The following is a 14,038-nucleotide window of genomic DNA, read 5'->3' on the forward strand; positions in this document are numbered from 1 at the left end:
CACCATGACGAAGAAGCGGAAGCTTATCGCCACTGCGTGCTGCGCGGCGGCGCTGGCGCTTTCGGCCTGCTCGAGCTCGTCGGCGGACCAGGGCGGAACCTTCTCGTTCCACTCCCCAGGTGGCCAGACGGAGATCACCTACGACGAGGCGGAGCGCAAGCCCCTTGCCGGTTTTGAGGGCGAGTCCCTCATGGAGCCAGACCAGACGATTGCTCTGTCGGATTTTGAGAACCAGATCGTGGTGCTTAACGCCTGGGGCCAGTGGTGCGCGCCGTGCCGTGCGGAGGTGGATGACCTCGAGGAGATCCAGCAGCACCTGCAGGCCAACGGGCAGGGCACCGTGCTGGGCATCAACGTGCGCGACTCCAATGCGGAGATTGCCCGGGACTTCGTCAAAGACAACGGCGTGACCTACCCGTCCATCTACGACCCGCCGTTTAAGACCGCCGCCTCGCTCGGTGGCGTGCCGTCCTCGGTGATCCCGACCACGATCGTGCTGGACAAGCAACACCGTCCGGCCGCGGTGTTCCTGCGCGGGGTGACCGCGGATGACTTGATCGAGGTCGTCGACCGTCTCGCCGGGGAGGCCTAGGTGGGCCTTGCCGACATCGTCACCGACGGCCCGCTGCTGTTCGGCCTGCTTGCCGCCGCGCTGGCCGGGTTGGTGTCGTTCGCATCCCCGTGCGTGATCCCGCTGGTGCCGGGCTACATCTCGTATCTGACCGGCGTGGTTGGTGGCGAGATGACCATGGACGACAAAGGCCCGCGCGTGGCCCGCAAACACTGGGCGGTCGCCGGTGCGGCTACGTTGTTCGTCGCCGGGTTCACCGTCGTGTTCCTACTGGCCACGGTGACGGTGTTCGGCGCGGCCAGCGCGATCGCGCTCAACGCCCAGACGCTCACCCGCATCGGCGGGGTGGTCACCATCCTCATGGGCCTGGTGTTCATGGGTGCGGTGCCGGCGCTGCAAAACGACACCCGCATGCAGCCCAAAAAGTGGACCACGATCCTTGGCGCGCCGCTGCTCGGCGGTGTGTTCGCGCTGGGGTGGACGCCGTGTTTGGGGCCGACGTTGGCGTCGATCATCTCGGTGTCGGTTGGCACCCAGGGGCTTACCGCAGCCCGCGGCGTGCTGCTTGTCGTCGCGTATTGCATCGGCCTAGGCCTGCCATTTCTGCTGGTGGCGTTGGGGTCGTCGAAAGCTGTGCGCTCCATCGACTTTCTAAGCAAGCATTCGCGCGCCATCCAGATCGCAGGCGGCATCGCCATGATCCTCGTCGGGCTTATGCTGCTCACCGGCGCATGGGACGCGTTCATCGGCTGGTCGCGCCAACTCGTCGACGGTTTCGGAAGGACGATCATCTAAATGAAGACGGCACAAACCTGGCTGCGCAAGGCGTGGCACTGGCTCACCAGCATGCGCACCGCACTCATGCTGCTGTTCATCCTCGCGCTCGCGTCCGTGCCGGGTGCTCTGCTGCCGCAGCGCCAAGTCAGCGCAACGCTTGTCGACGACTACCTGCGCGCCAACCCCACCATGGGGCCCATCTACGACCGCCTGCAGCTCTTCGACGTCTTCAACTCCACCTGGTTTGTTGCCATCGTGCTGTTGCTGGTCATCTCCCTGATCGGCTGCATCATCCCGCGCTCCATGGACCACTGGCGGGCCTACAACGCCAAGCCGACCCGCGCCCCGCGCTACCTGTCCCGCATGCCAATGCATACGGAGGGTGTGGTTGAGGGGGACGAGGGGGTCGTCGCAAAGCAAGTGCGCGACAAGCTCAAGCGCTGGCACGTCGCCGAATACCAACCCGACGAGGACCGCGCGGGCGTGTTCTCCATCTCGGCGGAACGCGGCTACACGCGTGAGTTGATGAACCTGATCTTCCACATCGGCATCGTCGGCATGATCGTCGCCTTCGCCGCAGGCCGCATGGTGTTTTACGAGGGCCAGGCCATCGTGATCACCAACTCCGAGCACGAAAACGCCATCCCCGTCGAACAGCCCCGCGTGTTCTGCAACACCTCGCCCGCCAACTTCGACGTGTTCCGCGCCGGGCCATTTTTCGACGGCACCGGCCTGACCCCCTTCTGCTTCGAATCACAAGACTTCAAGGCGAAATACCTCAACAACGGCCAAGCCAACGAGTTCTCCTCGGACGTGACCTACACCGACGACCTCAACGCGCCGCAGGACGAATGGGATCGCGCCACTCTGACCGTCAACGGCCCGCTGCGCATCAACGGCGACCGCATCTACCTGCAAGGCCACGGCTTCGCCCCGCAGATCACCATCACCTGGCCGAACGGGGAGACCCGTACCCAGATGGTGCAGTTCCGCCCCACGGACGTGACCACGTTCCTGTCGTCTGGCGTGATGCGTTTCGATCCACCGGCCGGCATGTACCCGGATTTGGGGGAGCGCCGCAAGAACCAGATCGCCATCGAGGGCAACTTCGCGCCCACCGCCAACTGGACCGGCCCGAACGGCGACCAGTTGCAGTCCGCCTTCCCCACGATGGATGACCCGGCGATCTCCGTCGACGTCTACGTCGGCGACGCCGGCCTGGACACCGGCCGCCCGCAGAACATCTTCACGCTTGACCAGGCGCTCGTCGCCGAAGGCCTGCTGCAGAAAGTCACCCGCGTCCAGCTGACCCCGGGCTCCGAAGCCACCGTGGACACCGACGGCGGCGAGGTGAAGGTGCGTTTCGACGGCGCCGCCGAATACGCCAACTACCAAATCTCGCGCGACACCACCCAGATCTGGGCGCTGATCGCCTCCACCGTCATGCTGCTCGCACTCGCCGGCTCGCTGGCGATTAAACGCCGCCGCATCTGGGTCCGCCTGCACCCGTCCGACACGCCGGGCCACACCGTCGTGGAGATCGCCGGCCTCGCCCGCACGGACCGCGCGGGGTGGGGACGCGAGTTCGACGAGCTCGCAGCAGAGCTTCTTAGCGACGATTCACACCTCGAACGTCGCGAAGACGAGGAAGAATTTGACCCCTATGACCTTGGAAAATAGGTGCCCGGTGGAGTAGGTTAAGACCTATGCTTGTCAACACCACCATGGCGGAGCTGTCCGACCTGACATTCCGCACCGCTTTCATCATCTACATCGTGGCGCTGATCATGTCCTTCATCTACTACGGACGCGTCACGGCAGTCATCGACGTCCGCCGCGAAGCCCTGGCGGAGAAGGCCGAAAAGGCAGAGAAGAAGGTGTTGGTGGGAGCTGGCGGGCCGGATGTCGTCGATACGCAATCGGCGCTCGACGACTCGGAATACACCGCCAAGGTGGCCAGCGCCCGCAAATGGGCCGGCATGACCCAGGCGCTGGTCTGGGTGGGCGTGGCGCTGCACGTGGTGGCATTTGTCACTCGTGGCCTCGGCGCGAAACGCTTCCCGCTGGGCAACCTGTACGAATACATCCTGTTCATGACCGCTGTGATCATGGTGGTCGCCGCCGTGGTGATTCAGCGTAAAGGCTGGCACACCATCTGGCCGTGGCTGCTGTTCCCAATGGTCATCGCGATGTTCCTCAACTCCACGGTGTTCCACATGCAGGCCGCCCCGGTGGTGCCGGCGCTGCAGTCCTACTGGCTGCCGGTCCACGTGTCCTCCGCGGCGATCGGCGCATCCATCGGCCTGGTCTCCGGCGCGTTCGCCCTGCTGTACCTGCTGCGCATGTGGCAGCCCCGCGGCGGGGAGCACGGCTTCTTCGGCGCCATTGCGCGCCCGCTGCCGTCCGCGAAGACGCTCGACCAAATCGCCTACAAGACCGCCGTGGTCACCCTGCCGCTGTTCGGCATCGGCATCGTCTTCGGTGCCATCTGGGCCGAGGTAGCCTGGGGTCGCTTCTGGGGTTGGGACGCGAAGGAAACCGTCTCCATGATCACCTGGATCCTCTATGCCGCCTACCTCCACGCCCGCGCTACCGCCGGCTGGAAGTCCACCGCAGCGGCGTGGATTAATGTGTTCGCCATGGCGATGACAATCTTCAACATGACCTACGTCAACACCGTGATCGCGGGCCTGCACTCCTACGCAGGGCTGAACTAGTGAAGGTGCTGATCACCGGCGGTGCCGGTTACATCGGGTCCACAATTGCGTCCTGCTGCGATGATGCCGGCATCACGCCGGTGATTCTGGACGATTTCTCCACCGGCCTGCGCACCTTCGGCGAGCGCTTCGACTGCTACGAGGGCGACGTCGCTGATGTTGTCTTGCTGGAGCGCGTGTTCACGGACCATCCCGATATCTTCGCGGTGATCCACTGCGCCGCCAAGATCGTCGTCCCCGAGTCCGTCGAGCGCCCCCTGTTGTACTACGACAACAACGTGGCCAAATCCATCACGCTGCTGTCCGTCATGGAGCGTTTCGGCGTGCGCCGCTTCATCCTGTCGTCCACCGCGTCCATGTACGAGCCGGGCCCCGACTACATGGTCGACGAAACCAGCCCTGTAGACCCGCAAAGCCCCTACTCCGCGTCGAAGTGGTTGTTGGAGCGAGTGCTTCGCGACGACACCGCCACCGGCCACCTCAACGCCATCGCCCTGCGCTACTTCAACCCCATCGGCGCCGACCCGGCCCTGCGCACAGGCCTGCAGAACCCGGTCCCGTCCCATGCGTTGGGCAAGATGATCTCCGCCTACCACGCCGGCGAGACCTTCACCGTCACCGGCGTTGATTGGCCGACCCGCGACGGCTCCGGCCTGCGCGACTACATCCACGTTTGGGACCTCGCCCGCGCCCACGTCGCCTGCCTGCAACGTTTCGACGACATCTCCACCGGCTACGACGTCATCAACCTCGGCACCGGCCAGGGCACCACCGTCTTCGAACTCGCCGAGGCCTTCGGTGAGGCCACCGGCACCCCACTGTCCGTGGCCACCGGCCCGGCCCGCCCCGGCGACGTAGTCGGCTGCGCTACCCGCACCGACAAAGCCCACGACGTGTTGGGCTGGACCCCGAACGCTCCATCGCCGACGGGGTGCGCGACTCCCTGGCCTGGTCTGAGAAACTCCCCGCCGTTCTGGAACAAGAGGCCAACCGATGACCAAACCCCGCAACAAGCAGGGTAAACCCGCCAGCGACGATCCGGTGCTTATCGCCCTCGGCGAGCAAATCGCCTCCCGGCGTCGCGCTTCGGGGCGTTTGCAGCAGGACGTCGCCGACGCCGCCGGCGTGTCCCGCTCCACCCTGCACACCATCGAGCACGGCGGCGCCGGCGTTCGGTGGGAGAAGGTCATCTCGGTGGCCCACACCCTGGGCCTGAAGGTTGTCCTGGCGGAGTCGGACTGACACTTTCTGCCGGAATCTGTCAGCGCGCCGCATTGCGCCTGGTCAGAAATCGGCCCTGACAGATTTCGCAAAATCTGTCAGGGAGGGACAAATAGTTCCGCGCCCGCGCCGGAACCCGGGAACTATTTGCGCGATCTCAAAAACCGACCTGGGGGAAGTGAAATATTTCTCCTCCCAAACCCAAGAAAGTTCCCGGGCGGGGAACTATTTGCAAACCCGCCCCTAGTCCAGTTCGCCGCGGCGCCGGCGGCGTTCTTCATCCTCGCGGCGCTTGCGTTCGGCTTCTTCGCGGGCGCGGCGCTCCTTGAACCGGTTCTTCTCGATGTTCCAGAGGAACTCTTCGTCATCGTCAGGACCTTTAATGACCGGCTTTTGGGGTTCCTGGAGGCCGCGCTGGCTGCCGTAGCGCTGCGCGGAGCCGGGGCCGAACGCTTTCCACATGAGGATGACGGCCAGGATGATCAGTGCAAGGAGTAGCAATCTTCCCATGGTTTTAAACATACTTGCCCGCCGGTTAGGGTTAGCCATGTGAATGAGGAAACTTCTCCGCAGGTAGATCCGCAGGCTAAGTCGCGCGCGAATAGGGCGGTCGCGGTGTATGGCGTGTTGCGGCTGGTGTTGTTCATTGCGCTGACAGTTGTGATTCAGCTCTTTGCAGTGCTTATCGACGCCCCCGTGCCCGTCATCATGTCCGCCCTCCTTGCCCTTATCGTGGCGTTCCCGCTGTCCATGCTGGTGTTCAAGCGCCAGCGGTTGGAGGCGAACGCGGCGGTGGCGGAGCTGAAGCGCCAGCGCGATGCTCGCAAGGAGTGGATCCAGAGCGAGCTCGCGGACCGCTAGAGGCGCCGGCAGCGCAGCGCGGACAGTCGGCGCGAGCAGCCAGGGCGCCGATAGCCGTCGCTAGCGGCCGAGTTCGTGGCTGAGCGCCTCGAGTTCGCCGCCGCCGGCCATTTGGTGGGTGAGTTCGTCGAGGGTGACGTTCTCGCGGGGCTCATCGAGCTCCTGGCGGCCGAGTTTCAGGATGGTGAAGTGGTCGCCGACCAGGTAGGCGTGGTGGGGGTTGTGGGTGACTAAGACGACGGCGATGCCGCGGTCGCGGGCGGCCGCCACGAAGCGTAGGACCACGCCGGATTGTTTGACGCCGAGGGCGGCGGTGGGCTCGTCGAGAATAAGCACGCGGGCGCCGAAGTAGACGGCACGTGCGATGGCGACGACCTGGCGTTGGCCGCCGGAGAGGTTGCCGGCATCGACGTCGACGTCGGGGATGTCGATGCCCATTTCGCGGAGTTGTTCGGCGCAGATCTGTTTCATTTCGGTGTCGCGAAGTGCACCGAAGCGGCCGGTGAGTTCCTGGCCGAGGAAGAAGTTGCGCCACACGCTTAACTCGTCGACGATCGCGAGCGTTTGGTGCACGGTGGCGATGCCGGTGTCGATGGAGTCGCGGGGGGAGGTGAAGGTGGTGGGGGTGTCGTCGATAAGCAATTCGCCCGATGTGGGCTGATGGAGCCCGGCGAGGATCTTGATCAGCGTGGACTTGCCTGCGCCGTTGTCGCCGAGGACACAGGTGACTTCGCCTTCGCGGACGGTCAGGTTCACGCCGCGCAGGGCGTCGAAGCTGCCGTAGGACTTGGTGATGTTTTTCAGTTCGATGACAGCCACTTAGCGCCCCTTGGTGTATTTGGCGAAGGACGTGTTGGTGAACACGGCGAAGAGCAGCGTTGCGCCGAGGAAGAACTTGAACCAGTCGGGGTTCCAGCCGGCGTAGACGATGCCCTGGTTGGTCAGGCCGAAGATCAGCGCGCCGATGGCGGTGCCCACTGCGGTGCCGCGGCCGCCGGTCATGGCGCAGCCACCGATGACGGCGGCGATGATGTAGAGGAATTCGTTGCCCACGCCTTGGCCGGCCTGGATGGAGTCGAAGGCGAACAGGGTGTGCATGCCGACGAACCAGGCGGCGAAGCCGACGCCCATGAACAGCAGGATCTTCACGCGGCGAACCGGTACGCCGACGGCGCGGGCTGCGTCCTGGTCGCCGCCGACTGCGGTGATCCAGTTGCCGAACTTGGTGCGAAATAGCACGAACGATGCGATGGCGACGAACAGGATCCACCACAGCACGGTCACGTTGAGGGTGACATCGCCGATGTTGAAGGTGCCGGCGAAGACTTTGCGGGCGGACGGGAAGCCCTCCATGTCGGCGATGGTCGGCGTGGCCACCTGGCCGGTGATGAACTTGGTCAACGCGAGGTTGAGGCCCTGCAGCATGAGGAAGGCCGCCAGGGTGATCAGGAAACTCTCAATGCCGGTGCGGGTGACCAGGTAGCCGTTGAGCGCGCCGATGGCCAGGGAGATGCCGAGTGCCATGAAGGCGCCAACCCACGAGTTGAGGTGCAGGTTGTAGTTCAGCATCGTCGCGGCGAGCGCGGCGGTGGTCACGGCGACGCCTGAGGACAGGTCGAATTCCCCGCCGATCATGAGCAGTCCGACGGCGAGTGCCACGATGCCCAGTGTCGACGACGCGTACAACGTGGTTGCGAACGCTTCAAAGGAACGGAATGCGGGCGCGACTGACAGGAAGAACGCGAAGATGGCGATGAAGCCGAGCAGGGACGCGAACTCCGGCCGCCGGATCAGTTTGGCTAGGCCGGTGTGGGTGCGTAGTCGGTCGTCGCCGGAGGTCGATTCCTCGCGCGACTCGTCGGCTGTGACGGCAGTGCTCATCGCATACCTGCCTTTGCGGCCTCAGCGACCTTGTCCACGTTCGACTTATCGACGAACGACGGCCCGGTGTACACCGGCCGTCCTCCACCGAGGGTGCCGCCGTTGCGTTTCGCGACCCACAGTGAATCCTCGGCAAGGTAGCCCTGCAGGTACGGCTGCTGGTCGACGGCGAAGGCGACGCGGCCGTCGGCGATGGCGTCGACAAGCTCGGCGTTGGTGTCAAAGGTGGCAACCTGCGCCTCGGAGCCGGACTGCTTCACAGACTCCGTCGCACGCATGGCCACTGGCGCCTGGAGGGCAAACACAGTGTCGAAGCTCTTGTCCTGCGACAGCTTCGAGGTGATCGTGGACTGCACAGAGGTGAGGTCCTGGCCGTTGACGTAGAGCAGTTCGACGGCGCCGCCGAGGCCGTTACGCACGCCGTCGCAACGCGCTTCCTGCGAGGAGTTGCCCTGCTCATGGATGATGCACAGGACCTTCTTCTTGCCTTCTTCCTTGAGGCGCTCGCCGGCGGCGTTGCCCGCCACGGTTTCGTCTTGGCCGAAGAAGCCGGTCATGCCGTAGTCCTGGTACTTGCTCATGCCGGCGTTGAGGCCCACCACGGGGATGCCGTGATCAACGGCGTTGCGGGCTGCTGGGCCGATGGCCTCGGCGTTCGGCATGGTCACGGCGATGCCGTCCACACCGGCGTCCACGGCAGAGCGCACCAGGTTCGCCTGGTTGGGGGCCTGCGGGTCGGAGGAGTAGCGCAGTTCGATGTTGTCTTTCTTGGCTGCGTCCTCGGCGCCCTTGCGTACAAGGTCCCAGTAGGTGTCGCCCGGTGCGCCGTGGGTGACCATGGCGACGACGTAGCGCGGGGTGTCTACGCCACCGGCAGTGCCTTCGGTGTTTTCTGCCCGCGGGGCGCCGCCTGTCGACGAGCACCCGACGAGCATCGTCGCAGCCATCAGCGCTGCGGCAACGAGTGTTTTCCGTGCTTTGAGCATTACAAGAGTGTGATCCAAAGCACCCTATTTGTCAAGGTCATGGGCAGCGTCACAGGCAGCGCCGCGGGCCGGCTCAGAACACTCCGGCGATGATCAACATGGCCGGCAATGCGAGGAATGTGGTGAGGAAGATGGTGTCGCGGCAGATCACTTCGCCGGAGCGGTACGTGGCCGCGTAGTTATACACGTTCTGCGCGGTCGGCAGTGCGCACAGGATCAGGGCGGCGTACATGTCGCTGCCGGTCAGGCCCAGTTGCGTTGCGACGACCCACGCCACCGCCGGCATGCCGATGAGTTTGAGGACGGTGGCGGTGATCGTCGGTAAGCGGTGGCTCTGAAGCACCTTCTCGCCCGTGAGCGACGCGCCGAAACTCATGAGGATCAGCGGGATGGAGGCGCCGCCGAGGATTTCCAAGGGGGCCAGCACTGGTTCGGGCACGGTCCACGAGGACGCGGACACGGCAAAACCGGCGAAAGCCGCAACAACAACCGGGGCGGTCAGACCAGCAAGGACCGACTTGAGGACGCCCGACGCGCCGCGGTCCAGACCTGCGATAACGATGGGGGAGAGCACCGCCATCTGCAGCACCAGCGCCGGGATGACGTACGTCGGATCGCCCAGCACATACGTGGCAATGGGCAGGCCGATGTTGACCGAGTTGTAGTAACTCGACGACGCCGCCCCCGCCATCGTCTCCGCCGTGTCCTGCTTGAACCACACGGCGCTGATGATCCAGTAGATGATCATCGTGGCCACCGTGGCAATCGCGATGACCAAAATGACCGGGGAGAAAAACGCGTCCGTGTCCGAGACCGCCACTGAGGAGAAGATCAGCGCCGGGGTGGCCACGTAGAACGCGATGCGGTTGAGCTGTAGACGTTGCTCGCCCGGTCCAATGACGCCTTTGTGTGCAAGCCACCACCCCGCTGCGATGACAGTGAAGATGATGGCAAAACCGGTAAGGACGTCAAGCATGCCGTTACCTTAGAACGTCTCCTTCGGGACGTACTCACTCCACCCGAAATCGCTCTCGTTCGGCATGTCGGAGGTGTACGGCACGGGCTCGCCCGCGCCGCCGAAAATCGCTGAGCCCACCGACGCCATGGCCAGGGCTGTCACCACCGACCAGATCAGCATCGCCTTGCCGTTCATGCCCAGCACCGGGATCAAGTCCTTACCGGAGGCGCCGCTGCGCACCTTCATTATCGACGCCACCGCAAACGGCAGGGCAATGAACGCCGCCAACGCCGGTGTTGCGGCAGTCGCCAGCACGATCGACATCACGAACGGGACCAGGGTCAGGAAGGTGAAGAGGCGGCGCGAGTTGTCGTCGCCAAGCCGCACTGCAAGCGTGAGCTTCCCAGCCTCGGCATCGGTGGGGATGTCGCGGATGTTGTTGGCCAGGTTCACCGACGCGGAGATCGCACCGACCGCGATGGCGCACAGGAGGGCCTCCCAGGACACGAACCCGGTCTGCGTAAACGCCGTACCAATCACGGCGACGAGGCCGAAGAAGATAAACACGGACACTTCGCCAAAGCCCGAGTATCCGTACGGGCTCTTGCCGCCGGTGTAGAACCAGGCCGCGGCGATGCACAGCGCGCCAACCAGAATCAGCCACCACGCGCCTGAGGCGACGGAGAGGATGATGCCAAATACGGCAGCCACCGCGAACGACGCAAACGCGGCGAGTTTCACATGCTCCGGCTCCGCCAGCCCGGCTGCGGTCAGCCGCGTCGGGCCGGTGCGATCCTCGTCCGTGCCGCGGATGCCGTCGGAGTAATCGTTGGCAAAGTTCACGCCGATGATCAGCGCCCAGGCGACGATGAATGCCAGGATTGCGTACTCCAGGTCCGCCAGCCCGTAGAGGGCTGCGGCGCCGGTGCCGGCGATGACGGGGGCGAAGGCGTTTGGCCAGGTGTGGGGGCGTGCGGCCTCCCACCAGTGGTGCAATGCGGCGGAATCAGTCATGCACTCCATCATGCACCTTCGCGCTGCGGTGGGCTAGGGTAGTTCGCCATGTGGATTGACTATGCCGTGCGCCAAGGGCTCGTGGCGACGAGCGCGTTTGTGCGGCTGCCAATCCTGAACCACGCCGCGCAACACGCCGATATTGCCTTCCCCACCAGCGGAGATACCGTCATTTCCCTGACCACGCATGGTTCGAGGGTGAAGTCGGCAGCGTCTGCGATCGCCTCGCTGCTCGTGGGCACGACACGCCTGCCGGTGCATTTGTGGCTCGACCCGGCGGACTTTCATGCACCGTGGCCCGCCACCTTGCGCGGGCTCGTGGACCGCGGCCTGCACGTCCATAAGTCCCCCGGCGGCCTCGGCCCCCACACGAAGTACTTCGGCACCTTCCAGGAACTGCCCGGCCACAGCGTGATCACGGTTGACGACGACGTCCTCTACCCCCGAAACTTCGCCACCACCCTCACCAACGCAGCCGACCCGTCGAACGTCACCGCGTTTCGCGCCCACCGCATCACGCTTGATTGCGACACCATCGCCCCCTACAAAAAGTGGCGCCCCGTCCGCACCACCGAGCCATCTCACCTGAACTTCGCCACCGGCGTGGACGGCGTGCTGTACCCACCGAACATGGTGGAGTTCGTCGCCTCCCGCGGCACAGCGTTTCTCGACGTCTCCCCGCGCGCCGACGACGTCTGGCTCAACCACTGTGCGCTTCGCGCCGGATTCCCCGTCCGCCAGGTGGCGGACCGCCCCGCCTCGTTCCCGCTCGTGCCCGGCTCCCAACGCGTGCGGTTGTCGCGCGACAACCTCGCCGGCGGCAACGACGCCCAGATTGCGGCGACGTACACCGCGAAGGACGTGAACCTGCTCCTCGCTGCGGTGTAGTGGGTGTACACGGCGGTGGAGGACTACGCTTTTACGCGTGAGCACACCATCCACCCCACGGTGGTTCCGTCCGGCGCAGCTGACTGCGCTGGGTTTTCTCGTACTGATCGCGTTCGGCACTGCGTTGTTGTGCATGCCGTTCGCCTCAGCCGACGGCACAGCAACGCCGTTCATGGATGCCTTGTTTACCGCCACGTCCGCCACATCGCTGACGGGCCTGGTCACGGTGGATACCGGCAGCCACTGGAGTATCGCGGGCCGCGTCATCGTTATCACGCTGATCCAGGTCGGCGGCCTGGGCATCATGAGTATTGCCTCGCTGACCGGCATGCTGCTGACTGGCCGAGTGAAGTTGCGGTCGCGCTACTCTACGGCTGCTGAAGGGCGTCCGATTTTGGAAGGCGGGGTGCGTGCCACGCTCGTCGCTACGCTATTGCTCACCTTCGCCTTCGAACTGTTTGTTGCAGTGATCCTGTTCTTCCGCTTCATGGTCGAATACGACATGCCGGTCCTCAGCGCGGCGGGCGAGGGGATCTTCCACGCAATTTCCGCGTTTAACAACGCCGGGTTTGGGCTGCGCTCGGACAGCCTGATCTCGTACAACTCGGACGGCTGGATCCTCCTGCCGCTGGCAGGCGCGCTGATGATCGGCGGGCTCGGCTACCCGGTGCTTTCCGAGTTGGTTGGCCGCAGCCGGGAGCGCTTCCGCGGCCTGCTGCGCGGCACACCAGTCAGCGCCCGGAGACTTTCAGTAACCACCCGCATTACCCTTGCTGGCACAACGTTTCTGGTGCTCTCCGCCATGGCGCTCATCGCCGTGCTGGAGTGGCGAGGATTCCTTGCAGACATGTCCACGGGCACGAAGCTCCTCAACGCGTTCTTCAGCGGCGTCACCCCGCGTACCGCCGGGTTCAATTCCATCGACTACGCCGACGCCCACCCGATCACGCTCATGGTCACCGACATCTACATGTTTATCGGCGGCGGCTCCGCAGGTACCGCGGGTGGCATCAAGATCACCACCGCGATCGTGCTGATTGCCGCCATGGCAGCTGAGTTTGGCGGGCGTGACCAGACCACCGTGGGCAAACGCACAGTCCCAAAGTCGGTGGTCCGCCAGGCCATGACGGTCGCCGCCGCAGGCGTTACTGCGGTCACCCTCGGCGTGGCCGCGCTCCGGGTGTTCGACCCCCAGTTCACCGCGGACCAAATCAGCTTCGAGGTCATGTCAGCCTTTGCCACGACAGGCCTATCCACGGGCATTACCTCGTCGCTAAGCGTGCCCTCCCAACTCGTGCTGTGTCTTTTGATGTACCTCGGGCGCATTGGCCCGTTCACTCTCGTGGCGGCGCTTGCCGCCCGTAACGTCGTGCGCAGGTACGACTACCCAGTAGAAAGGCCTTTCATTGGCTAGCTTCCCCGGCTCCCTGTTGCGGAGCAAACAACGCATCGACATCCCACCGGTTGTGGTCATCGGCCTCGGCCGCTTCGGTGGCGCGCTTGCCCACGAACTGACCCGCCACGGCGTAGAGGTCCTCGGCATCGACGTTGATGAGCGACTCGTGCGCGATCATGCGCCATTGCTTACCGACGCCATCGTGGCCGACACCACCGACCTCGAAGCCCTGCGCCAACTCGGTGTCCAAGAAGTGGAACGTGCCGTCATCGGCATCGGCTCCGCGCTCGAGGCATCTATCCTCACCGCCTCGAACCTTGTCGATCTCGGCGTACCTGACATCTGGGCCAAAGCCGACTCCGAATCCCACGCCCGCATCCTGCAACGCCTCGGCGTCGCCCACGTCGTCCGCCCAGAGCACGACACCGGCCGCCGCGTCGCCCACCTGCTCGGCGGACGCTTCCAGGACTTCGCCGAACTTGCCGAGAATTACGGCGTGATCAAGATGGTCCCGCCACGCCCGCTACTCGACGGCCCCTGCGACGCCTCGCGTCTCTGGGACAAACACCGCGTGCAAGTGGTGTCAGTGCGCAACGGCTCAGGCCAGTGGCACCCATTCGCACCAGGCATGGAACTGACCGCTTCCGACCTGGTCGTGCTTGCCGGTGCGCCCGACGACCTGGAGAGGTTCTCACAGCTGTAGGTGGTCTGTTTCTGCTGCGGTGTAAGGGGGGTGTTTAGAAGACTGAAATGGTAGCGGTGTGGTGA

The 14,038-nt window shown here is 64.6% G+C and carries 15 protein-coding genes and 1 pseudogene; 10 read left to right on the forward strand and 6 right to left on the reverse strand.

Annotated features, from left to right (window positions below):
• Positions 1 to 4 precede the first annotated feature (4 nt).
• From HMPREF2656_RS01630 to HMPREF2656_RS01655, 6 genes and pseudogenes are all read left to right on the forward strand, one after another.
• A complete protein-coding gene (locus HMPREF2656_RS01630) occupies positions 5 to 592 on the forward strand; it encodes a TlpA family protein disulfide reductase (RefSeq protein ID WP_070815671.1) in 588 nt (195 codons plus the stop codon).
• Positions 593 to 1,366, forward strand: a complete 774-nt coding sequence (locus HMPREF2656_RS01635; RefSeq protein ID WP_070449639.1) for a cytochrome c biogenesis CcdA family protein — start codon at positions 593 to 595, stop codon at positions 1,364 to 1,366. It abuts the gene before it with no gap.
• Positions 1,367 to 3,028 (forward strand): cytochrome c biogenesis protein ResB, encoded by a 1,662-nt coding sequence (locus HMPREF2656_RS01640; protein ID WP_070815672.1) that lies wholly within the window; start codon positions 1,367 to 1,369, stop codon positions 3,026 to 3,028. It abuts the gene before it with no gap.
• A gap of 26 nt (positions 3,029 to 3,054) precedes the next feature.
• Complete coding sequence (gene ccsB / locus HMPREF2656_RS01645) at positions 3,055 to 4,065, forward strand: c-type cytochrome biogenesis protein CcsB (RefSeq protein ID WP_070815673.1); 1,011 nt, start codon at positions 3,055 to 3,057, stop codon at positions 4,063 to 4,065.
• Positions 4,065 to 5,062, forward strand: a pseudogene (galE, locus tag HMPREF2656_RS01650) (UDP-glucose 4-epimerase GalE). The gene ccsB and the pseudogene galE overlap by 1 nt, the downstream one beginning before the upstream one ends.
• On the forward strand, positions 5,059 to 5,307 hold the full coding sequence (locus HMPREF2656_RS01655) for a helix-turn-helix domain-containing protein (protein ID WP_070421722.1): 249 nt from the start codon (positions 5,059 to 5,061) through the stop codon (positions 5,305 to 5,307). Before galE ends, HMPREF2656_RS01655 begins: the two are co-directional and overlap by 4 nt.
• 222 nt (positions 5,308 to 5,529) lie before the next feature.
• On the opposite strand, the gene HMPREF2656_RS01660 is transcribed toward HMPREF2656_RS01655, so the two are convergent.
• A complete protein-coding gene (locus HMPREF2656_RS01660) occupies positions 5,530 to 5,796 on the reverse strand; it encodes a hypothetical protein (RefSeq protein ID WP_070421775.1) in 267 nt (88 codons plus the stop codon).
• Between the two features lie 39 nt (positions 5,797 to 5,835).
• Here HMPREF2656_RS01660 and HMPREF2656_RS01665 point away from each other — a divergent pair, with 39 nt between their 5' ends.
• Positions 5,836 to 6,147 (forward strand): DUF4229 domain-containing protein, encoded by a 312-nt coding sequence (locus tag HMPREF2656_RS01665; protein WP_070421723.1) that lies wholly within the window; start codon positions 5,836 to 5,838, stop codon positions 6,145 to 6,147.
• A 60-nt stretch (positions 6,148 to 6,207) separates the two neighbouring features.
• Here the strand turns inward: HMPREF2656_RS01665 and HMPREF2656_RS01670 are convergent, their stop codons facing one another.
• The 5 genes from HMPREF2656_RS01670 to HMPREF2656_RS01690 form a co-directional block, all read right to left on the reverse strand.
• Positions 6,208 to 6,966, reverse strand: coding sequence for an ATP-binding cassette domain-containing protein (locus HMPREF2656_RS01670; protein WP_070421724.1), 759 nt, complete (start codon positions 6,964 to 6,966; stop codon positions 6,208 to 6,210).
• Positions 6,967 to 8,028 (reverse strand): ABC transporter permease, encoded by a 1,062-nt coding sequence (locus tag HMPREF2656_RS01675; RefSeq protein WP_070569721.1) that lies wholly within the window; start codon positions 8,026 to 8,028, stop codon positions 6,967 to 6,969. It abuts the gene before it with no gap.
• Positions 8,025 to 9,014 (reverse strand): substrate-binding domain-containing protein, encoded by a 990-nt coding sequence (locus HMPREF2656_RS01680; protein ID WP_070815674.1) that lies wholly within the window; start codon positions 9,012 to 9,014, stop codon positions 8,025 to 8,027. The genes HMPREF2656_RS01675 and HMPREF2656_RS01680 overlap by 4 nt, the downstream gene beginning before the upstream one ends.
• Positions 9,015 to 9,087: 73 nt before the next feature.
• Complete coding sequence (locus tag HMPREF2656_RS01685) at positions 9,088 to 9,990, reverse strand: AEC family transporter (RefSeq protein WP_070815675.1); 903 nt, start codon at positions 9,988 to 9,990, stop codon at positions 9,088 to 9,090.
• Between the two features lie 9 nt (positions 9,991 to 9,999).
• Positions 10,000 to 10,986, reverse strand: a complete 987-nt coding sequence (locus HMPREF2656_RS01690) for a 1,4-dihydroxy-2-naphthoate polyprenyltransferase (RefSeq protein WP_141760967.1) — start codon at positions 10,984 to 10,986, stop codon at positions 10,000 to 10,002.
• A 48-nt stretch (positions 10,987 to 11,034) separates the two neighbouring features.
• On the opposite strand from HMPREF2656_RS01690, the gene HMPREF2656_RS01695 reads away from it, so the two are divergent.
• The 3 genes from HMPREF2656_RS01695 to HMPREF2656_RS01705 are packed head-to-tail and all read left to right on the forward strand — an operon-like array spanning position 11,035 to position 13,973.
• Positions 11,035 to 11,874, forward strand: a complete 840-nt coding sequence (locus HMPREF2656_RS01695) for a glycosyltransferase (RefSeq protein WP_070815677.1) — start codon at positions 11,035 to 11,037, stop codon at positions 11,872 to 11,874.
• A 37-nt stretch (positions 11,875 to 11,911) separates the two neighbouring features.
• A complete protein-coding gene (locus tag HMPREF2656_RS01700; protein ID WP_070421730.1) occupies positions 11,912 to 13,288 on the forward strand; it encodes a TrkH family potassium uptake protein in 1,377 nt (458 codons plus the stop codon).
• Positions 13,281 to 13,973 (forward strand): potassium channel family protein, encoded by a 693-nt coding sequence (locus HMPREF2656_RS01705; RefSeq protein ID WP_070421731.1) that lies wholly within the window; start codon positions 13,281 to 13,283, stop codon positions 13,971 to 13,973. Before HMPREF2656_RS01700 ends, HMPREF2656_RS01705 begins: the two co-directional genes overlap by 8 nt.
• Positions 13,974 to 14,038: the final 65 nt, after the last annotated feature.

It is taken from the genome of Corynebacterium sp. HMSC034B08, assembly GCF_001835805.1.
GTDB lineage: Bacteria > Actinomycetota > Actinomycetes > Mycobacteriales > Mycobacteriaceae > Corynebacterium > Corynebacterium coyleae.

What these genes read in the sequence shown, in the direction of transcription:
- HMPREF2656_RS01660 (WP_070421775.1), bottom strand. Translation starts at nt 5,796, where the DNA reads ATGGGAAGATTGCTACTCCTTGCACTGATCATCCTGGCCGTCATCCTC.
- ccsB (WP_070815673.1), top strand. Translation starts at nt 3,055, where the DNA reads ATGCTTGTCAACACCACCATGGCGGAGCTGTCCGACCTGACATTCCGC.
- HMPREF2656_RS01685 (WP_070815675.1), bottom strand. Translation starts at nt 9,990, where the DNA reads ATGCTTGACGTCCTTACCGGTTTTGCCATCATCTTCACTGTCATCGCA.
- HMPREF2656_RS01680 (WP_070815674.1), bottom strand. Translation starts at nt 9,014, where the DNA reads ATGCTCAAAGCACGGAAAACACTCGTTGCCGCAGCGCTGATGGCTGCG.
- HMPREF2656_RS01690 (WP_141760967.1), bottom strand. Translation starts at nt 10,986, where the DNA reads ATGACTGATTCCGCCGCATTGCACCACTGGTGGGAGGCCGCACGCCCC.
- HMPREF2656_RS01695 (WP_070815677.1), top strand. Translation starts at nt 11,035, where the DNA reads ATGTGGATTGACTATGCCGTGCGCCAAGGGCTCGTGGCGACGAGCGCG.
- HMPREF2656_RS01640 (WP_070815672.1), top strand. Translation starts at nt 1,367, where the DNA reads ATGAAGACGGCACAAACCTGGCTGCGCAAGGCGTGGCACTGGCTCACC.
- HMPREF2656_RS01655 (WP_070421722.1), top strand. Translation starts at nt 5,059, where the DNA reads ATGACCAAACCCCGCAACAAGCAGGGTAAACCCGCCAGCGACGATCCG.
- HMPREF2656_RS01675 (WP_070569721.1), bottom strand. Translation starts at nt 8,028, where the DNA reads ATGAGCACTGCCGTCACAGCCGACGAGTCGCGCGAGGAATCGACCTCC.
- HMPREF2656_RS01630 (WP_070815671.1), top strand. Translation starts at nt 5, where the DNA reads ATGACGAAGAAGCGGAAGCTTATCGCCACTGCGTGCTGCGCGGCGGCG.